The organism is Streptomyces sp. NBC_01237 (genome assembly GCF_035917275.1).
In the GTDB taxonomy this organism is placed as follows: Bacteria; Actinomycetota; Actinomycetes; order Streptomycetales; family Streptomycetaceae; genus Streptomyces.
Genome location: NZ_CP108509.1, coordinates 886929 through 909263 on the forward strand (window position 1 = coordinate 886929; position 22335 = coordinate 909263).

The 22335-nt window shown below is 71.3% G+C and carries 2 protein-coding genes; both read right to left on the reverse strand.

The window, feature by feature from the left end:
* Window positions 1–55: 55 nt before the first annotated feature.
* Window positions 56–20293 carry an SDR family NAD(P)-dependent oxidoreductase gene (locus tag OG251_RS40300; protein WP_326682228.1) on the reverse strand — a complete coding sequence of 6746 codons (20238 nt, stop codon included), beginning with the start codon at window positions 20291–20293 and terminating at the stop codon, window positions 56–58.
* On the reverse strand, window positions 20290–22335 hold the full coding sequence (gene asnB, locus OG251_RS40305) for an asparagine synthase (glutamine-hydrolyzing) (RefSeq protein WP_326682229.1): 2046 nt from the start codon (window positions 22333–22335) through the stop codon (window positions 20290–20292). Before asnB ends, OG251_RS40300 begins: the two co-directional genes overlap by 4 nt.

Consider the following 22335-nt stretch of genomic DNA (forward strand, 5'->3'; position numbering starts at 1 on the left):
CCCGTTCCCGGCGCGGGTCCGGGAACGGGGCAGCGGCCGTGCGCATCCGACGAGGTCAGAACCCCTTCTGGAAGTCGCCGTGTTCGGACAGCCATCGGTGGACGGCGAGTGCGGTGGATTCGGCGTGTTCCTCAAGCATGGAGAAGTGGTCGCCCGCCACCTCCGTCCGGACGTGCTCCAGGGTCCAGCCGGCGCGCGCGTCGTCGCCGAGCAGTTCGGGCAGGGCCCTGTCCTCCGCCGCCCCGACGAGCAGGGTCGGGGTGGTCACGGGCCGCGGGGTCCAGCCGTCGAGCAGATCCGCGTACCACGCCATCGCCGTGAGCTGTTCGTCGGCGACGGGCAGTTGCGGGAACCGGTCGAGCAGCCTTCGCGTGATCACGGACATTCCCCGGACCATGGCCGCCCCGGTCGACCGGGGGGTGTCGAGCAGCACCAGTGCGACGGGCGGAACGCCGGCCGCCTCCAGCCGTCGTACGAGCTCGTGGGCCAGCCATCCTCCGGAGGAATAGCCCGCGAGCGCGAACGGCCGGTCCTCGAACCGTCGCAGCAGCGTCTTGGCCAGTCGGTCCGCGGCCGCTTCCAGGTTCACCGGCAGCGGCTCCCCCGGGGCGTATCCGGGCGCGGCGGCCGTCCAGACCTGTCGGCGGTTGCGCAGTGCGGCGGCGAACTTCACGTACTGGTACGCCCCTGTGGGTGCGATGAGCGAGGACAGGCAGACCAGTGCCGGTTCCTGTTCACCGTCCGAGAGCCGCAGGGTTTCCGGCTCGGCCCCCTCGCCCGTCGCGAAGGCCGGCCGCAGCCGGGCGGCGATCGACAGCAGGTCACCGGCCTGTTGCGGGGTGCCGGTCCGCAGCGCCGCGCGGAAGAGCGCGGCAATGGGGTGCGCCGCATCCGGTGAGGGCGGCGGTGTCTGCTGCGAGGACGCGTGGGGCGGCCGGGACGCGGAGTCGGAGGCGGGTTCCTCCGCTGCCGCGGGGCTCAGGCGCGCCATGAGGGCGTCCACGTGGGAGCCGCCGGTCTCCAGGAAGTGGGCGGCCAGCTCCTCGACGGACTCGGCGTCGAAGAGCAGGGTGGACGACACCTCACCGAGATCCTCGCGCAGCGCGTTCGTCAGCTGGAGGACAAGGATGGAGTCCATCCCGTAGTCGCTGAGCGGCGCCGAGAGAACGATCTTGTCCGCCGGAATGCCGAGGGTCTGTGCGGCCCGGTCACGGAGGTAGCCGGCCATCGTGTCGGCGCGGCCGGCCTCGTCGGGAGCCGATGCCGTTCCGGTCGGGACGCCGGTCAGGGGTGCTGCCGGGGCCGGGACCGATACAGGGACCGGAGCCGGAGCCAGGACAGGAGCCGGGACAGGGGCCGCGGCCGCCACCGGGGTGAAGGCGGGTTGCGGGGGTGCGGTGGTCCCGGCCGGGGACTTCGGGGGTGTCCGCCGGGTCGCGGACTCCCGCCGCGCCGGCGGGGCCGCCGCCTGCCGTGCGATCCCGTCGCTCTCGGCGGCGATGATCTGCTGCCCGAGCTCACGTGCCTGGGGCAGCACGGAGACGACCGACGGGAAGCCCTCGCTCGCCAGCACCTCCCGCCAGTTCTCCGGCGACAGCGCGGGCGAACCCGGCACGCGCAGCGAGTCGTCCTCGAAGAGCCACCAGCCCTCCAGCAGTCCGAACGTGAGGTGGCTGGAGACGTCGAACGCCGCGAGTTCGTTCATCAGGAGCCAGCCCCCGTCGCGCAGGGCCGCCTTCGCGTTGCGGATCGTGTTCCGCGTGTCGCGCGTCGCGTGCAGAACATTGGCGGCGATGACCAAGTCGTAGCTCCCGCCTTCGACGCCCTGCCCCGCCAGCGGCTGTTCGGCGTCGAAACGGGCGTAGGCGAGATACGGAACCTCCGGTCCGTACTCGGTCCGGGCGTGGTTGAGGAACGCCTTCGAGAGATCGGTGTACACGTATGTCTCGATGTGCTGCTGGAAGGGGCGCAGCGCGGCGAACATCCCCACGCTGGTGCCGCCCGTGCCGGCGCCGATCTCCAGGATGCGAAGGCGAGCGCCCGGATCCAGGCGCAGCCGCTCCGCGACGACGGAGGCCGCGGCATCGCTCATGGCGCGGTTGTACATGTCGGCCACGCGGTTGTTGCGGTACGTGCCTTCGACGAGCGTGACGGAGCCACGCGGGAACAGGATGTCGGTCGGCCGGGTCCTGCCGGTGAGGATGTCGGGCAGCGCCCGGAGCGCGGCGTCGAGCAGGGCGAGTTCGGCCGCCTTGTCGGGATCCGCGGACCACTCCGCGCGGCGCTGGTCCCATTCGCGGTCGAGGACCTCCAGCGACGGGGCCGACTGCGGGACGATGCGGAGCGCGTGGTCGAGCCAGGTGTCGTAGCGGTCCAGGATTCCGGCACGCCGGCGGAGCCGGGCGATGTCGTCGGGGGACGACGGGGTGCCGGAGCCGTGCAGTCCGCCGAGCGCTTCGAGATGTCCGCGGACCATGCGCCCGAGGAGCGGATCGCGTTCGTTCCTGCGCCATGCGGCGATCGCGCGCAGGGTCTCCCACTCGGACGGTGCCGTGGGGGCCGCCACGACGGCGGCGGGCGTGACGTGGGACCGTGCCCTCGCGTGGACCGTGAGCCGGGTCGCCGGGTCGATCCCCTCGATGGCGTCGGGCTTGCTCAGCTTGATGAAGCTCACCTGACGCTGCGGTCCGCCGAGAAGCGTGCCGAGCGCCTCCATCGCCTCCGGCGGTTCGATCGAGACCAGGCCCCAGCGTGCCATGTGTTCGCGGTGGAGTTCGGACGAGGCGCTGCCGATGCTCCCCCACCACCCCCAGTTCATCACCTTCACCGGGCACTCCCAGTGCCGGGCGAGGAAGTGGGCGTAGGCGTCGCTGAAGGTGCATCCGGCCGCGTAGTTGCCCTGGCCCGCGGCGGTCGTGAACGATTGGACGGACGAGAAGAAGAGGACGAAGTCCAGACTCTCGTCCGCGAACACCTCGGCCATGGCCACGCTGGCGTCGATCTTCGCCGTGAGGCTCGCGCGCAGCGTCGCCTCGTCCATCCTGGCCAGACTCTGGTCCCGCAGGACGAGTGCCGCCTGGATGACGCCATGGATCCGCGGATGATGCCGCTTGATCTCCTCGTAGGCCCGGCGCAGCGACGCGGGGTCGGCGGCGTCGGCCGACAGGTAGCGCACACTGCCCCGACCGTTGCCGTTGCCGTTGCCGAGCTTCGCGTCGATCGACGCGTCCTGCGGGCGGCGACCGATCCAGATCACATGGGCGCCGTAGCGCTGGACGACGTGCTGGGTCCATACGGTGCCGAGTCCGCCCGCTCCGCCGATCACGACGTAGACGCCGCCTTCGCGGTACCCCTCCTTTTCGGCGTTCCCGGCCTCGTTCGGCACCCAGCGCCGGACCAGCCACTGGCCCGTGCGGCGCACCAGGGTGTCGCTGTCCGCCCGTTCGGGGAGCGTCAGCAGGTCCTCGGGCAGGTCGGGGGTGTCGAGGTCCGTCCGGCGGACCGACCAGTGCGCGTACTCCCGCCCGAGCGAGCCGAAGAGGCCGTGCAGCCCGGCGTGGGCGGGTGCTGTCGACTCGGTGTCGTACGTGGCCAGGGCGCGCCGCGTCACCAGGGTCACGACGAGCGGGCGGGCGTCGTGACCTGTGCGGACGAGGGCCTTGATCATGCGGAAGGCCGCGATGACGCCGTCCTCCTGGGCGGCGGTGAAGCCTGCGGTGTCGGTCGGCAGGAGCGCCGGCCGCCCGTCCGGTTCGGTGTCGGGCGCGATCCAGACGAGATGCCCGACCGGGGCCGCGGCCCGGAGCCGGGACGCGACCTCGTCCGTCGACGCGCTCGGCGGAAGGTCCCACACCGTGGCACGCGGGTACTGACGGGTGAGCTCGGACCGCTGGTCGGTGCTTCCCCCCACGACGAGCACATGGTCCGGGGCCGGCAGGGGGCGGTCGTCCGTCGTGCGCGCGGATACGGGTTCCCAGACCGGTGCGAACAGCGCGGGTGCCGGTTCCTTCACCCGGCGGGAGGTGTAGCCGGTCATCCGGACGCAGACCTCGCCGTCGCCGTCGACGAGATCCACGTCGAGCCGGCTCAGCGTGGTCGGCTTCCCCGTCGCGTCCGCGGCACGGACGACCGCCCACATCGAGGGCGGGCACGGGGCGAGGAGTTCGAAACGGTCGAGCGCGAACGGCACCACCGTCTCCAGGGCGGTCGCGCCGTCGGTGAGGTGCAGCGCGATCGATGCCTGGATGGCCGAGTCCAGCAGCGACGGGTACAGGACGTACGCCGTGTCGGCCGCGTCGGCGTCGGCCGGCAGGTCGAGTTCGGCCACGACGGTGCCGGTACCGACGTGTGCCTCACGGATGGCGCGGAGCGACGGCCCATGGACGATGCCCATCGACGCGAGCGCGTCGTGGATGCGTGCGGCGGACACGGTCGTCGCACAGTTCGCGCGGAGCGAGGCGAGGTCGAGGGGCTCGGGACGGGCCGTGTCGGAGGGCGCCATCCGCCCGGTGGAGTACACGACGGGCCGGGCGGCTCCACCGGTGTTCGAGGCGATCTCGAAGGTGAACTCGTCGTCCTTCGCGGGTTTCACCAGGACGTCGAGGCTCAGGGGTGTTCCGTCGTGGGTGACCGGCCGTACCCAGGTGATGTCACGCATGCGCAGCGGCGCCGACGCGTCGGTGCCCCACAGCCGGGCCGCGGTCTCCCGTGCCATTTCGAGATGGGCGACGCCCGGGAGGACGCGCTGCCCGCGCACCGTGTGATCGCGGAGGACGGACTCGTCGCCCTTGAACTCGGTGGACGCGCGCAGGGTGCCGGGGCTGCCCGCCACCGGCGAGAACTCCTGGATCAGCGGATGGTCCGTCAGCGGGCGTCGCACCGCGGCGCGGTTCACTACGGACGGCGGGGACAGGGGCGGCGGACCGGCCCAGTAGCTTTCCGCGGCGAACGGGTAGGTCGGCAGGGGAACCCGCAGATGGGCTCCCGCGGCGAACGCCGCCCCGTAGTCGAGGGCGACGCCCTGGGTGAAGTATCCGGCGAGAGCGGTGAGGTCCGCGCGGTACGCCTCGGCGTCCGCGCCGGCCCCGGCCGGGTCCGAGCAGCGCAGGAGGCACGCGTCGCCATGGCTGCTCCCGGTGCCTGCGCCGCCCTTGCGGGCCGGCACCGCGTGGCCGGTGAACGCCCGTGATCCGTCGGGACCTTCGTCCAGTGTCCGGATCAGCTCGGCGCGGTCCGCCACCACGCAGGCGAACCGGTGGGCGAACCAGTCCCTTCCCACGGCGAGCGTGTAGGCGAGGTCGCCCAGGTCCGGGGCGTCCTCGCGGCGGCAGTGCGCCGCCAGCCGCGTCATCTGCCGGGCCAGTTGCTCGCGTGAGTGTGCCGAGAGGACGACGAGATACGCGGGGCGCGGCGCTCGGCCGCGGGCACGGTCACGGGCGGCGGACGGCGCTTCCTCGATGACGAGGTGCGCGTTGGTGCCGCTCGCGCCGAAGGAGCTGACGGCCCCGCGACGCGGTCCGCCGTCGGACGGGCTCTCCCAGCGGTGGTTGCGTGTACTCAGATAGAAGGGACTGTCCTCAAGGCTGATGGCGGGGTTCGGCTTCTCGAAGTGCAGTGAGGCGGGGATCTGTTCGTGCCTCATCGCGAGGAGGATCTTCAGCACCCCCGCGACGCCCGCGGCGAACTGGGTGTGACCGAGGTTCGTCTTGACCGAACCCAGCGCGCAGTAGGCGGTTTTCTCCGTGCCGGCCCGGAACGCGCGGCTGAGGGCGGAGAATTCGATGGGATCGCCGAGCGGGGTGCCGGTGCCGTGGGCCTCCACGAGCCGGATCGACTCGACGTCGACGCCGAAGGTCTCGTACGTCTCGCGGAGCAGCCGCTCCTGCGAGACGGAGCTGGGCGCCATGATGCCGTTGGTCGCTCCGTCGTGGTTGCTCCCCGTGGCGCGGATCACGCCATGGATGTGGTCGCCGTCGGCCAGGGCCTCGTCGAGCCGCTTCAGTACGAGGACACCGACGCCCTCGCCCGGTACGAACCCGTCGGCACGGTGGTCGAAGGTGTGGCAGTGTCCGGTCGCCGAGAGCATTCCGGCACGTCCGGCCAGCTCGTAGAGCCGCGGTGTCGACTGGACGAAGACCCCGCCCGCCAGTGCCATGGTGGTCTCGCCCGACCAGAGCCCCCGGCACGCCAGGTCGATCGCGACGAGCGAGCTGGAGCACGAGGTGTCGACCGCCAGCGCGGGTCCCTTCAGGTTGAGGACGTAGGAGATGCGGGCCGGGATGACGGATGCCATGCTCCCCCAGAACGCCTGGGCCGGCGCGTCCTCCCCCACGATCTCCTGGTAGTCACCGTTCCAGCAGCCCACGTACACACCGCAGCGGGTCTCCCCCAGGTGCCGCCCGGCGTACCCCGCGTCCTCCAGCGCCGTCCACGCCTCCTCCAGCAGCAGGCGCTGCTGGGGATCCATGGCGGCGGCCTCGACGCCCGAGATGCCGAAGAACGACGGGTCGAACCGATCGATCCCGTGCAGGAATCCGCCCTGTGTGCAGAGCGGCGAACCGTCGGCCCCGGTGTCCGCGAGCTTCCAGCGGGTCGCCTCGGTGACGAGGTCGTCGCCGTTCACGAGATGGGTCCAGAGGTCGTCGAGGTTGTCGGCCCCGGCGAACCGGCCGCTCATCCCGACGATGGCGATCGGCGCGCGGCCGGCGGGCCGTCCGGCGGGAACGGGGCCGGAGGCGGTCCGCGGACGTACTTCGACGGTGTCGGCCCGCGGTGTTGCCGGGGCGCCGATGTCTCCGTACTCCGCGAGCAGATGCGCGACGAGGCGATCGGCGGAGCTGTGGTCGAAGACGATGCCGGTCGAGAGGTCGAGCCCGAACGTCTCGTTGAGCAGATGGACGAGACGGACGGCGAGGATGGAGTCGAGTCCGTAGTCGGCGAACGCGAGCCCGCCGTCGAGTTCGTCCGGCGACATGACCAGCACTTCCGCGATCTTGGCCCGCACGGTGCGTGCGACCCCTTCGTCGCGGGTGATGCCGGGCGTGGCGTCGGGGGCGAGGGCGGGTACGGCGCGGGGCGCGGTCTCGGGTGCGGAGAGGGATACGGCCTCGGGTGCGAGGGATACGGCCTCGGGTGCGAGGGATACGGCCTCGGCGAACTGCCGCGCGGGGGCGGCCGGCGTGCCGCCGGGGACCGCGGCCCGGACGGGCTCCAGGTCGCCGATCCAGAACCGGTCCCTCGCGAAGGGGTAGGTCGGCAGGGAGATCCGGCGGGGCGGCGTCTCCCCGTGCAGCATCGGCCAGTCCAGCGCCACGCCGTCGGCCCAGAGCGCGGCCAGTTTGTCGAGCTTCCCCGCGCGGGCCCACCGTTCGACCAGGAGCTCCCGGAGGTCCTCGTCGGCCGAGATCTCGGCGACGGCGCCCGATGCCTGTCCGGCGCTGCCCCGGTGGAGGCCCGGCGTCAGCGCCTCGTCCCCGGTCTCCGTGTACGCCCGCAGTACACGCCGGAGCTCGGGCAGTGAGGACGCCGTCACCGCCAGACGCTCCTTCATCGCCTCCCGTCCGACCTGCAGCGTGAAGGCGAGATCCGCCAGGCCGACCGGTTCGCGCTCCGCTTCGCCTCGTTCGAGGAACGCCACCAGCCGCGCGGCGGAGTGCCGGAGCCGCTCCGGCGTCCGCGCCGAGAGGACGACGATGTGCTCGCCCTCGTCGGAGGCGGCCCGGTCCTCCTGTGCGTCCTGCCCCACGTACTCCTCCAGGATCACATGGGCGTTCGACCCGCCCGCCCCGAAGGAGGAGACCGCCGCGATCCGCGGCCGTTCGGACTCCCACGGTGCCAGGGTCCGCTGGACGAAGAACGGCGTCTCCTCGAACTTGATGCCAGGGTTCAGCTCCTCGGCGTGCAGGGACGGTACGAGCGTGCGGTGCCGGAGCTGGAGTACGGCCTTCGTGATGCCCGCGATGCCCGCGGCGGCCTCCAGATGCCCGATCGCCGACTTCACGGAGCCGATCGCGCAGAACTGCCGCTCGTCCGTGGTCTGTCGGAAGGCGAGGGAGAGTCCCTTGACCTCGATCGGATCACCCAGCTCCGTACCGGTGCCGTGCGCCTCGACATAGCTCACGTCCCGCGCCGGGACCCCGGACCTGGCCAGCGCGTCGCTGATCAGTTCCGCCTGGGCGGTCGGGCTCGGCACCGTGTAGCCGTTGGACCGCCCGCCGTGATTGATGCTCGTCCCGCGGACCACGGCGAGGATGCGGTCACCGTCCGCCAGGGCGCGGCCGAGCGGCTTCAGCAGCACAGCACCCACGCCCTCGCCGGGTACGAACCCGTCACCGCCGCTGCCGAAGCTCCGGATGTGTGCCTGCGAGGACAGCATGGTGGAACGGCAGAGCTCGATGTAGTCGGAGGGATGCAGATAGAGGTTCACCCCACCGGCGATGGCCACCTCGCAGGAGCCCTGGCGCAGGTGCTCGCATGCCTCGTGGATCGCGGTGAGGGAGGACGAGCACATCGTGTCGATCGTCAGGCTCGGTCCGTGCAGGTCCAGGACGTACGAGGTCCGTGCGCTGAGCGAGGCGAAGGAGAGCGCGGGCACGACGCTCTCGCCCGACGGCAGGCGCGCCTCACCGTGCCGCGCGTGGCCGGACTTGGTCACGCCGGCGAAGACGCCGACCCGCCGTCGATGGCGACGGGCCAGCTCCTCACGGGTGTAGCCCGCGTCCTCGATCACCTCCCACGAGGCCTGGAGGAAGAGGCGTTCCTGCGGGTCCATGGCGTAGGCGTCGCGCGGTGCGATCCGGAAGAACCGCGGGTCGAACGCGTCGAAGTCCGCCAGGAATCCGCCCCACTTGCTGTAGCTGCGCCCGGTGGCGACGGCTGTGGCCCGGTCCGGTTCGTAGAAGCCGTCCAGGGGCCATCGGCCGGGCGGGATCTCCGTGATGAAGTCGCGTCCCGCCTTGAGGTTCTCCCAGAACTCGTCGGTGTTCTCGGCCTGCGGATAGCGGCCGCTCATGCCGATGATCGCGATGGCCTCGTCCGGGGCGGGCGGGCCGGAGGGCTCGGCCGTACCGGGGGTGGGCGGGCGCGACGGCCCGGAGACGGCGGCCGGGGCCGCGTCCGTGCGTCTGCCGGGAGCGGCCGGGCCGTGCTGCGCGGCGAGTCGCCCGGCGACGGCGCGCAGCGTGGGGAACTCGTAGAAGAGCGTCGTCGGGACCTCGCCGTACACCGAGGACAGCTCCCTGTTGAGCTGCACGACCATGACGGAGTCGAGGGCCAGGTCGTCGAGCGGCCGGTCGGCGTCGACTTCGGGCAGGGGGAGCTTCGTCACCCGCGCGAACACTTCCACGACGGACCGGAGTGTCTCCCGGTCGGGATGCCCGCCCGCCGTCCTCGGCACGGGCGCGGAAGCGGCAACAGGAGTGCGTACGGAAGCGGTTGCGGCAGCGGGTACGGAGCCGGGGACGGCCTTCGCCGTCTCGCCGTGGTGCACCCATATCTGGTCCTCGCCTGCCTCACCGAGCCGCCAGGCGCCCAGGAGTGCCTCGATCCCCCGCTCCGACTCCATGGGGACCAGGCCGCGGTCGCGCCGGAGGTACGCGGCGGTCGCGGCGTCCACCGTCATTCCGCCGTCCTTCCAGAGCGGCCAGGCGATCGAGACCGTGCGGCCCGACCGTTCGCCCGCCGCGACGCGGGTGTTGCGCCGGGCGGCGTACGTGCCGAGATAGGCGTTGGCGGTGGCGTAGTCGGACTGACCGGGATTTCCGGTGACGGCCGCTCCGGACGAGAAGACGAGGAAGGATTCCAGCGGCATGCCCGCCGTGGCCCGGTCCAGGTGCACCAGGCCGTCGACCTTCGGGGCGAGGACCTTGTCCCAGTCCTGCGCGGTCTTGTTCGTGAGGGTCGCGTCGTGGATGACGCCCGCGGCGTGGATGATTCCGTGGATCGCGCCGCTCTCCTCGCCGACCTGCGCGACGAGGTGGCGTACCTCCTCCCAGCGGGAGACGTCGGCGAGGGCGTACCGGGCGACCGCTCCGGCTTCCCGCAGTTCGGCGAGCAGGTGGCCGATCCGTGCGTCCGGCGCCGACCTGCCGACGAGGACGAGCGTCGGGCGTGCGACGTCGGTGGCGATCCGGCGGGCGACGACGGCACCGATGCCGCCGGCGCCTCCGGTGATCAGATACACGCCTCCCGAGCGCCAGGGCGTGCCCGTGCCGGCGGACGGCATCGGTGCCCAGGTCCGCACCCGGCGCTCCGCGCCCCGGTGCACCACGATCGCGTCGTCCGCGTGGCGTGCGTCGTCCCGGACGATCGCCGCGATGCCGTCCGCGTCGCGCTCGCCGTCGAGTCCGATGACCTGCCCGGCGATCTGCGGGTTCTCCAGGGTGGCCGTCCGCAGGAGTCCCGCGAGGGCGAGCCCGGACGCTTCCTCCCCGTCCGTGGGTGTCACCAGCTGCACGAGCGTGGCGCCCTCGTGCGCTTCCCCGGCGAGAGCGCGGAGGATCTCGAAGACCTGCCGTGAGATATCGGTGAAGCGGCTCTCCGGGCGCTGCTTGGCGGTCGTGACGGTGTGGCAGCGCACACCGGGCAGCCGGCGTTCGACGCTGTCCCGTGCGGACGCCGTCGCTCCGCAGAGGATGACGGCATGACGCGTGTACGGGGCTTCACCGGAGCCGCCCGACGCCATGGGTTTCGGCGTCCAGCGGGGTACGAGCAGCGTCGTGCCGACCGGGCGGGCGGGTTCCACGGCGCTGTTCTCCCTCGGGCCGCTTCCGGGGATCCAGTACCTGTCGTGGGCGAACGGGTACGTGGGCAGATGCGTGCGCCCGGGCAGGGCGGCCCCGTACAGCCGGCGCCAGTCGACCTCGGCCCCTCCGCTCCAGCGGGCGATCACCTCGGCGAGGCCGTCCGGATCCGGCCCGGTGCCGCCCTGCGGCCCGGGTGTCGCGTGGTCGAGGAACGCACGCAGCTTTCCGGCGAGTTCCCGGTGCGAGGTGACGACCCAGCCCGCCCGTACGTCCATGGCTTCGCGCCCGGCCTGGAGCGTCCACGCGATCGAACGGAGGGGGGCGGGGCGGGCGGTGTTCTCCAGATGGGCCAGGAGGTCCTTCGCCCGCTCGCGGAGCTGCTGTTCCGTACGCGCCGAGAGGGGAACGGCGACGGGCCTCCCGGCACCGTCGGTGTCCTTTGCCGCAGCCCTGTCCGCCGGTGTCCGCCCGGCGTATTCCTCGACGACGACATGGCAGTTCGCGCCGCCGAAGCCGAAGCTGCTGACTCCCGCCCGCCGGGGAGCGGGCGCACCGTCGCCCCCGCGCGGGCGCTCCCAGGGTTCACTGGAGCGCACGATGCGGAACGGGCTGCCGTCGAGCTGGATGTAGGGGTTGATCTCGTCGCAGTTGCGGGTCGGCGGCAGGGTGTTGTGCTCCATCGCGAGCAGCACCTTGAGGAGCCCGGCGATACCGGCGGCGGCTTCCAGATGCCCGATGTTCGTCTTCACCGAGCCGATCCCGCAGGTGCCGACGCCGTCGCCGCCCAGCTTCCGGAAGGCGCTCTGGAGCGCGCGCACCTCGACGGGGTCGCCCAGGGCCGTGCCGGTGCCGTGGGCCTCCACATAGCCGATGGTGCGGGGGTCGATGTCTCCCATCGCCCGGACCACGAGGTCCGACTGCGCGGAACCGTTGGGCGCGGTCAGGGAGTTCGCGCGCCCGCCGTGGTTCTCCGCGCTCCCGACGATCACTCCGAGGATGGCGTCCCCGTCGCGCTCGGCCGCCGCGAGGGGCTTCAGCACGACGGCTCCGACGCCCTCGCCCCGTACGTATCCGTTGGCGTCGCTCGCGAAGGTCTTGCACCGGCCGTCCGGGCTCAGCATGCCGGCCCGGTCCGCGCTGACGAACGTGTCGACGCTGAGGAGGAGGTTCACCCCGCCCGCTATCGCGGCGTCGCAGGCCCCGGAGCGGATGGCTTCGACGGCCCGGTGGACCGCGACGAGCGAGCTGGAGCAGGCCGTGTCTACCGGCTCGCTCGGACCGTGGATGTCCAGTACGTAGGAGATGCGGTTGGCGAGCATGGAGTGGGCGTTGCCCGTGGAGGTGAACGCGTCCGGCGGGGTGCCGTGGGCCGCGAGCAGGGTCGCGTAGTCGGTCCCCGAGACACCGAAGTACAGCCCGGTGTTCGCCGGGAGGCCGGAGGGGGTGTACCCACTGTGTTCCAGCGCGTTCCAGGCCGTCTGGAGCGCCAGCCGGTGCTGCGGGTCCATCAGCTCGGCCTCGCGCGGCAGGATGCGGAAGAAGGCGGCGTCGAAGGCGTCCACCTCGTCCAGGACGCCCGCGTGGCGCGGAAACTCGGACTCCTCCACGATGCGCGCGTAGGCCGCGTCGTAGCGGTGCAGGGGGAACGCCGTGACGTTGTCGGTCCCCGCCGCCAGATTCGCCCAGTACGCGTCCAGATCGGGTGCACCGGGGAATCGGCCGGCGGCCCCGATGACGGCGATCGGCATGAGTGCGTCCTCGGACACCGGGCGCGTGGTGGCCGACACCGCGTCGGGAACCTCGGCCGTCTCCCCGCGGGACCGGCCCGCGGGACTCGGAACAGGCGCCTCGGCACGGTCCACGGGACTCGGAACACGCTCCTCGGTCCGGTCCGCAGGACTCGGAATCAGCTCCTCCGTACGCTCCGTGCCGCGGGGAACCGGCTCCTGGGCACGATCCGCCGGGAGTGATCGCTCGTACGCCGTGCGCAGAGGGCTCGCGTACTCCGTGACGAGGTGGCGGCCCAGTGAGTCGAACGTGTTCCGGTCGAAGAAGACCGCGGGGGTCAGGTCGATGCCGAACCGCTCGCCCACCTGCCTGGACAGGGTGATCAGCGAGATCGAGTCGAAGCCGAAGGCGTCGAAGCCGGTGCGGGGATCGAGTTCACCGACCTCGAACTTGAGGATGCCGCCCGCCATTTCACGGAGTTCGTCCACCGCGAAGGAGACGATGCCGTCGCTGCCCTCCCCCGGCCTCTCCTCGTCCGCGCCTTCGGCCCGGTCCACTGCTCGTGCGCTCACGCCGGAGTCCTTTCGCGGTGCTTCGTCATCGCCGCACCACATGTCCGAGAGGACGGCGAGCACCTCGCCGTGCCGGTCCAGCAGTCCGACGGACCCGCCGATGCCTTCGCCGTCGGCGGTGACGTCGAAGACGGCGTACGCCACCGGTTCACCGGTGCCGCTCGCACCGGCGAAGAGCCGGATCTCGTCGATCCGGTGCGGCGCCGTCCGTGCCCAGTGGGGTGAGCCCGTCCGCTTCGCTTCGTACTGGAGGCCCTGTGCGACGGCCGCGAGGACGTGCGGAGCGAGGGTGACGTTCGGCTTCACATGGTCCCGTTGGAGTTCGGGTGCGGTGATCTTGAGCACCAGTCGCCCGTCCCGCATGCGGTGCGCGCTCTCGGTGCCGTTGAGCTCCGGTGTGTATCCGAGGCCGCCCTCGGCGAGTTCCGCGAGGAATTCGGTCCGGGAGAGCGGGTCCGCCGGGCCGGAGGTGAGCGCCCCGACAGGGATTCCCGTGAAGGGTTCCGTACGGGGACGACCGGGCGAGGACATACGGTCGTCGTCACCCACCCGCACGTCGAACGCCGCCACGGGTGTCCGTGCCCCCGACGCGTCCTGCGCGAACACGGCCGCGGAGGCCGTCTTCCCGTCGACGGCGTCGACGGACGTCACCAGACGCGCGGCCGTCGCCCAGGGGACCGGGCCCAGGAGGCGCAGCCGGCGCACGAGGGCCCCGTCGGCGAACCCGGAGACCTTCGTGGCGGCGATCGCCAGGTCGACGGCGAACGTGGGGACGATGCCGCGTCGCTTGTCCTGCCGCTCTCCCGTGGTGCAGCCGTAGTCGAGGAGATCGTCCAGGTGCACGTCGAGCGCGTAGCGCAGCCCGCTGACGTCCGACTCGTTCCTGCCGAGGAACGGGTGGAGCTTGTCGCGGAGGGCGAGCGGCGCGATCACGGACGGCGCGCCCTCCTCCTGGGCGACCCAGCAGCGCACGCGCTCGAAGGGATAGGAGGGGAGGGAGACCCGCCGGGGCGTGCGTGCGCCCTCGTCGGCCCGGCGCCAGTCGACGCTCTTCCCGCCCACCCAGGTGGTCGCCAGGCTCCGCAGGCCCTCGGTCACCGGGCCGCCGCCCGCGAGCGCGGCACCGAGGTCCCGGTCTCCCGCGAGATAGCGGTCGACGGCGGCGACGGCCTCGCCGGTGGTCTTCGCGAGGAATGCCCAGCGGTGCGGGAGTTCGTTCTTGCCGACGCGGAGGGTGAAGGCGATCGCCGCCGGGTCCGTCTCCGTACCGGCGGCCAGATAGGCCCGGAAACGGGCGAGATACGCCGCGAGTGCGGAGTCGTTCATCGCGGAGAAGACGAACAGCTCCTCGTGCCCGTGCACCGCGCCGTGCGGGTCGCCGGACGTCTGCGGATACTCCTCAAGAATGATGTGGGAGTTCATGCCGCCCGCACCGATCGATGTGATCCCCGCGCGCCGCGGATGGGTGATCCGCCGGCCGTCGACGGTCGTCACCGCCGGCTCCCAGGTGGCGAGCCGGCGCTGCACACGGAACGGCGTACGGGAGAAGTCGATGTCCGGGTTGGTCACCGAGCTGTGCAGCGAGGGTGCGAGTTTCCCCTTCTGGAACTGAAGGATGACCTTCGCGATACCGATCATCCCGGCGGCGTGGAGAAGGTGTCCCATGTTCGACTTGACCGAGCCGATCGCACAGAACTGCTTCTCGTCCGTGTATTTCCCGAAGGCGGTGCTCAGCGCCTTGACCTCGATCGGGTCGCCCAGTGATGTCCCTGAACCGTGGGCCTCCACATAGCTGATGGTCCGTGGATCGACTCCCGCGTCGTCGATCGCCTTCTCGATCGCGCGTGCCTGCATCCGAGGGCTGGGGACGGTGAAACCGTTGCGTACGCCCGCGTTGGCGAGAGCGGTTCCCTTGATGACCGCGTACACATGGTCGCCGTCGCGCTCGGCCTCGACGAGCGGTTTGAGGACGAGGGCTCCGATGCCCTCCCCCAGGATCGTCCCGTCCGCGCCCAGGCCGAAGCTCCGGATCACGTCGGAGGTCGCCGTCGTGAAGTGCTCCTGCGACGAGGTGATGAGGTTGTACGGGTGCAGCAGCAGGTTCACTCCGCCCGCGACGACCATCCTGCACTCGCGCGCACGGAGCATCTGCACGGCCTGGTGGACACAGGTCGAGGACCCCGAGCACATCGTGTCCACGAAGATCGAGGGACCGGTGAGCCCGTAGAAGTACGAGAGCATGTTGGGCAGTGTCCCCGTGTAACTGCCGCTCGCCGGGGACCCGCGCGTCAGACTGTTCTGAAATCCGTACAGACCGTAGTGGTTGCTCATGGAACCGGCGAGTACGCCGACATCGCCTTCGTACATGCGGTGGATCGTCTCGCGCGAATAGCCCGCGTCCTCCAGCGCCTCGACACCGGTCTGAAGGAACAGACGGACTTCGGGCGACATGCTCTCGGCATCCCGCTTGGAGATGCGGAAGTAGCGGGGATCGAACATGTCGATGTCCCGGAGGTAGGTTCCGGTACGGATCGAACTCTTGCCGAGGACACTGCGGTCGCGGCTGTAGACCGCGTCGTAGTCCCAGCGTTCGCGCGGTACTTCGCGGAACTCGTCGCGGCCCTCTTCGAGCACCGACCAGAGGTCGTCGAGCGTGTCCGCTCCGGGGTACGTCCCCGAGATGCCGATGATCGCGATGTCGTGGTAGTCGTCGCGCGGGCCCGGCACGGTGTCGCGCCGGTCGGGGGCGGCGGGCGTACCGGTGACGGGAGCGGGCCGAGCGGGTGCGACGGGATCGGGCCGCGCGGGGGCCGCGGGAGCCGACGCCTCGTCCGGCCGGGCCGCGGCGGGCGCGGCGGACTCCTGGGGCGGGTCTTCGGCAGCGACGAGGGCGCGCAGCGTGTCGCCGTGCTCCGCGATGAAGTGGCCGGCGACGCCCTCGATATTGGTGTGTTCGAAGAAGATCGTCTTGGGCAACGGGCCGAAGATCTCTTCGAGCGAGGCGGTCGTCTCAAGGATGGCGAGCGAGTCGATCCCGTACTCGACGAGGTTGACCGTCTCGTCCAGCGTGTGGGGATCGCGGTGCAGCACATCGCCCACGATGCGGCGCAGCAGTGCCGTCGTACGCTCCGTCAGCTCTCCCTCGGCGAGGGCGCGGGCGGGAGCGGTCTCCGTGGGCAGGGAGACGGGCGCGTGCGGGGGCGGGGCCGCCGTGAGCGTGGCGGCGGCGCCGTACGCGACGACGACGTGTTCGGGCGCATCGCCCAGTACGCGGCCGAGGACACGCAGCCCGTCCTCCGTCGGCAGGGGCTCCCAGCCGCGGTCCCGGCGCATCGACTCCAGCGTCACGGGGTCCATGGACATCCCGCCGTCGGCCCACAGCGGCCAGCTGACGGCGCGGGTTCGCCCGGACCGTTCGCCGATGTCGACCAGCGCTCGGCGGTGGTGGGCGAAGGCGTCCAGGAAGGCGTTGGCCGCCGCGTAGTCCGACTGACCCGCGTTGCCGAACACCCCCGCCACCGAGGAGAAGGCGACGAAGAAGTCGAGCGGCAGGCCGCGCGAGGCGGCGTCGAGGTGGAGAACGCCCGCGACCTTCGCCTCCAGCACCGCCCGGAGATCGGACGCGTCCTTGGTGAAGATGTACGCGTCACGGAGGATGCCCGCCGCGTGGACGATGCCGTCGATCGTTCCGTGGTCCCGGGTGATGGCGCGGACCGCGCGGTCCACATCGTCCGCCGACCCCACGTCGAGGGGGAGATAGTGGGCGTCGGCCCCGGCCTCCCGCAGCTCTCGCAGGGCCGCCTCGCTCGCGGTCGCGGGTTCCGACCGGCCGCTCAGGACGACGGTGACGCCGGCCCGCCGGGCGAAGTACCGCGCGACATGCAGCCCCAGGCCGCCGAGGCCGCCCGTGATCCAGTAGACCCCGCCCTCCTTCAGCGGCGGGATCTCGGCTCCCTCGCCCAGGGGGAGTTCCCGGGGCCGTGACGCGAGACGTGTGCCGTCCGCCCCGTAACGGATCTCGCAGTCGGCCGACCCGTCCGCCGCCTCCGCCCGGAGAATCTCCGCGATCCGCTCGGGCGACGCGGTGTCGAGCCCCGCGACCCGTACGACCCGGCCCGAGATGCGCGGGTTCTCCAGCACGACGGTCCTGAACAGGCCGGTGAGCGGTGCGTGGTAGTGCCCCGGCAGGCGGTCGTCCACCAGGGCGACGAACCGGTGGGCTCCCCTGGGCTTGGACCGCACCAGTTCCGCGATGTGGCCGAAGACCAGGTCCACCGCGGCCCCGACGCCATCGGCGACACGGCCGGGGGCGACTTCGGGAAGAGGCGAGACGGTGAAGCCGGTCGCGTCCGCCACGGGGGCCCTGTGCGCGGCGGCCTCCCCACCGAGGTACCCGCGCACGGAGGGGAGGACGGCTGCCTCGCCCTCGTGGGTGCCGAGCGGCGTCGGCACCCACTGAACGGTGGCGGTGACGGTGTCCGCACCGGCTCCGCCGCCGGGCTTCGCCGGGTCCGTCCGCTGGACCAGCCCGCGCAGGCTGACGCTCACGATGCCCTCGCCGTCGCAGAGGTCGATGTCGAACATGGCCAGCGCACTGTGCCCTTCACGGCGCCGCACCCACGCCCATGTCTCGGGCGCGCAGGGGCCGTGGACCTTGAGTTCCTCGAAGGCGAACGGCAGGGCGGGGCTGTCGGAGGGCTCACGCGAGGTCTCCGCCAGGAGCACGAGCGTGGACTGGAGCGCCGCGTCCAGCACGCTGGGCGGCACGACGAAACCGGCGCCCCCGGCCCGGCGGACGTCCCCGGTCCGGCCGGCGTCCGCGGCCTGTCCGGCGCCCGGCTCCGCGATGCGCGCGAGCAGTTCCCGCGCACCCACCCGGAGTTCCTTCAGCCCGCGCATGGCCGGTCCGTACTCCAGCCCCCGCGCGTGGAACGCCGCGTACACGTCCGCCGGGCCGCGCTCCCCGGGGCAGGCCGCAAGCAGCGTGCCGAGGTCGAGCCGGTCCGGCTGCTCGGGAGCGCCTATCTCGACGATGCCGGAGCTGTGCACCACGGTCGTGGCCGTGCCGGTGGAGACCTCGAACGCGATGGCGCCGCCGTCCTGCGGGGTGAGCCCCACGCTGACGTCGACCGGTGAGTCCCCCACGACGAGCGGGCGTGGCCAGGCGACGTTGCGGAGCCGGATGACCGCGGGCTCCTCGGCATCACGCCCCACCGCACGCGCCACCGCGGCGCGGACCATCTCCACATGGGCGGCCGCGGGCAGGACACGGGTGCCGCGCACCACATGCGAGGCGAGGAACGGTTCCTCCCCGGTGAATGTCGAGCTGTAGCGCCGCCGGGCGGGCCCTGAGGCATCGGAGGTGTCGGCGTGAACGAGCGGGTGGGGCACCGCGCTTCCGCTCGCCACCGGTGGCGCCGTCGCTGCCGCGACGTCCTTCGGCGGAGTCCTGAACCAGTGCCGCTCACGGGCGAAGGGATAGCCGGGCAGGCACACACGCCGTGGACGTACCGCTGCGGTGCCGGCCCCGGGCCGCTCCGCCCAGTCCACCTCCCCGCCCCCGGCCCAGAGCGTCCCCGTCCTCTTCAGCTCGGTGATTCCCTCGTCGGCCAGGGCCACCGTGCCGCCCAGGTGGACCTCGCCCTCGGTGAGCGTGCCGTCCATGAACGCCTGGAGTGCGGCGCCGAGTTCGGCCCGGTCGGCGACGACGAACGCGACCCGCGCGGGCATCGGTTCGCGGCCGGACCGCAGGGTGTACGCGATGTCGGCGAGCGCCTGCGAGGGCTGTTCCCGCAGATGGGAGAGCAGGTTGCCCACGACCGCGCGCAGTCGTTCCGGCGTCTTCGCCGAGAGCGGCACGAGCTGTGCGCCCCGGACGGGCTCGTCCCGCGTGCCGTCGTCGCCGAGGTGTTCCTCGAGCACGACATGCGCGTTGGTGCCGCCGAATCCGAACGAACTCACCCCGGCACGGCGCGGCAGGGCCTCTCCGTCCTTCCCGGTGGACGGTGCGGCCCAGGGCTGGGTGTCGCGGATGACGTGGAAGGGGCTGTCGTCGAGCCTGATGAGCTTGTTCTGATTCTGGAAGTTGACGGTCGCGGGCAGCGTCCGATGCGCCAGGGAGCCGATCACCTTGGCGATGCCGGCAACTCCCGCGGCCCCTTCCAGATGCCCGATATTGGTCTTGACCGAGCCGATCCCGCAGCTCGACGGCTGGGCTACGGTGCCCTGTGCCGCGTGCAGGTTACGGAAGGCCCGCTTCAGAGCCATGGTCTCGATCGGATCGCCCACGGGCGTTCCCGGGCCGTGCGCCTCGATGTACGTCACGGTCTCGGGGCGTATTCCGGCGCGGGTGTAGAGCCGCTCGATCAGATTCGCCTGCGCTGTCGGATTGGTGACCGTGAGGGAATTCGTCCGGCCGCCGTGATTCGTGGCGACCCCCTTGATGACCGCCTGGATCGGATCACCGTCCGCCACGGCCTGTGCGAGAGGCTTCAGAAGAAGGATGGCGCCGCCTTCACCGCGCACATAGCCGTCGGCGCTCTCGTCGAAGGCGCTCGCGCGGCCGGTGCGGGACAGCATGCTCGCCTGGCTGAAGGCGACGAAGTGCTTCGGCGACCAGATCAGGTTGACCCCGCCGGCCAGCGCGAGACCGCACTCGCCGTTGTTCAGCGCACGGACCGCCTCGTACACGGACACGAGCGAACTCGAACATGCCGTGTCGTTCGTGATGCTCGGGCCCTGGAAATCGAAATGGTAGGAAACACGGTTCGCGATGATCGAGTAGGCCGTGCCGGTGGGAAAATAGACGTCGGTTGCGGCCCCTTCCCGCTCCATCATTTCCGCGTAGTCCGCGTGGCAGACCCCCATGAAGACGCCGGTCTCCGTGCCCGCGAGTTCACTCGCCGCGTAGCCCGCGTTCTCGATGGCCCGCCAGGCGAGTTCGAGCGTCATCCGCTGCTGCGGATCCATGCTCTCCGCCTCGCGCGGCGAGATGGCGAAGAAATCGGCGTCGAAGCAGTCCGCGTGCTCGATGAATCCGCCCCAGACACTGTTCGTCTTCTGGGCCCCGCGCTTCGGATCCCCGAAGTACGTCTCCTTGGACCAGCGCTCGGCCGGGACCTCCGAGATGAGCGAACGGCCCGCGATGAGATGCCCGCTGAGTTCCTCCAGTGTGTCGGCACCGGGGAATCGCAGGGCGAGTCCGATGATCGCGACATCATCGGTCGCGGGCGTCGGTTCGACCGTACTCATCGGAGTCCTCCTGCAGAGGGGAAGGCTTGGTCCGCCGACGTCGATCGCCGGGATGTGCGATGGTCGACGATCGTTCTCACCGTGAAACCGTCCTCCGGGAAGGCGTGCTCGGGCAGTCCCTGTCCGAGCACGAACTGCTGGTTGAGGACCGCGGTCGAGAGCAGGTAGACGAACGCCTGGTCCTCCTTCGTGCTGATCTCCCCCTGGGGCGTGGCCATGATCTTGGTGACGAGCTTCCGTGCGAACACGGGGTCGATGCAGTCGATCTTCTGCAACTCCGTGTCCGAGAGCAGCAGGTCCAGATACTCGGGCCGCTGCTCCTTGAACACGGTCGCGCCGGGCGCGCGGTACGGCTGCTTCCGCCGGGTGAGGCTCGATTCCGGCAACTCGCCCCAGAACGCCTTCTTGAGAATGGCCTTCTCCTCGAAACCGTCGTCGAATCGCAGGTTGATGGACGCCGCCGCGCGGACGACGGCGGGATCGAGGAACGGGCAGCGGTTCTCGACCCCGTGCGCGAGGCTCATGCGCTCCCCCTGGGTCGAGAGGAGATAGCCGGGAAGAAGGGTCTTGTATTCGAGCCACTGCGCCTTGCGGACCGGGCTCAGGGCGGCATAGCCGGGTGTCGTGTCCGTGAGCGCCAGAAGGTCCGCGAACGGATCGTCACGCTGTTTCAGCAGGCGCGCGGCGAACCGCCCGTTCTGGTAGCGGAGTTCGTGGGAGAAGAGCCCCGGCAGGCGTTCGACGGCGAACTGCTCGAACAGACCCTTCAGCCGCGCACGGTTAGCGGGACCGAAGTGGCTCAGCTCGGGGTGGAGACTGCTGAGCCCGGTCATCCGCTCGTCGTCCGACAGATCGTTCCATGAAGCGCGCAGGAGTGTCTCGCGGAAGAGCGAGTAGCCGAGGAACGCCTCGTCGGCACCCTCACCACTGAGGATCACCTTGATTCCGGCGTCCCGGGCGTGCCGGGAGAGCAGATACATGGGCACGAACGCCGCCCGGAACGCGGGCACTTCCGCGTGATACACGGCGGACGGGAAGTTCGCGGCGATATCGGCGCTCGACACGGCGATGGACGAGTGGCGCGTCCCCAGATGCGAGGCGACGACCTGCTGGCTGCTCGACTCGTCGAATGCCGCCTCGTCGAACTCCACCGAGAACGTCCGGACCTCGTGCGAGGAGAGCTCCGTCGTCAGCTTGGTCACAATGGAGGAATCGAGGCCGCCGCTCAGGTAGACGCCGACCTCGACATCGCTCCTCAGCCGCATCTCGACGCTCTCGCGGAGGGTCTCGCGGACGAATGCGGCCGCTTCGCGTTCGGTACCCGTGAACGGTGGTACGTCGAGTTCGAGTTCGGCGTAATCGTGCAGCACCGTCCGTCCGCCCCGGACGGTCAGGCAGCTGCCCATGGGGAGCTGGCGGATGTGCTGGAAGGGCGTCCGGTCGGGCAATGGCGTCCACGCCGCGAAGGTGGAGGCCAGTTCGCGGGGGTCGAGCTCGAATCGGAACCCCGGGAACGCTTGGAACGCCTTCATCTCGGAGGCGAAGAGGAATTCCCCGCCCCGGTTTCCCCGGGCGTCGCTCCCCTCGCGGTCGACGTAGAAGAGCGGGCGTTTGCCGTATCTGTCACGCGCCAGGAAGAGCTCGCCCGACCGCACGTCCCGGATCGCGACCGCGAAGGCGCCGTTGAAGCGGGGCAGGCAGGCGAGCCCCCACTGGGCCCACGCCTGCAGGACGACCTCGGTGTCCGAACGCGTACGGAACCGGCGGCCGAGTCCTCGCAGCTCCTCGCGGAGTTCGACGTGGTTGTACAGCTCGCCGTTGAAGCAGATCCAGTAGCGTTCCGTCGGGTCCGCCATCGGCTGTGCGCCGTTGGGGAGGTCGACGATCGACAGACGGGCCGTGCCCATGGCGACGCCGTCATCCAGGTAGTAGCCCGCCTCGTCCGGCCCGCGGTGGCGGATGAGCGACAGCATCGAGGCCATGACCTCGGGCATGGCTCCGGCGTCGAGCGAGGGCGAGACGAAGCCTGCTATTCCGCACAT

What these genes read in the sequence shown, in the direction of transcription:
- OG251_RS40300 (WP_326682228.1), bottom strand. Translation starts at nt 20,293, where the DNA reads ATGAGTACGGTCGAACCGACGCCCGCGACCGATGATGTCGCGATCATC.
- asnB (WP_326682229.1), bottom strand. Translation starts at nt 22,335, where the DNA reads ATGTGCGGAATAGCAGGCTTCGTCTCGCCCTCGCTCGACGCCGGAGCC.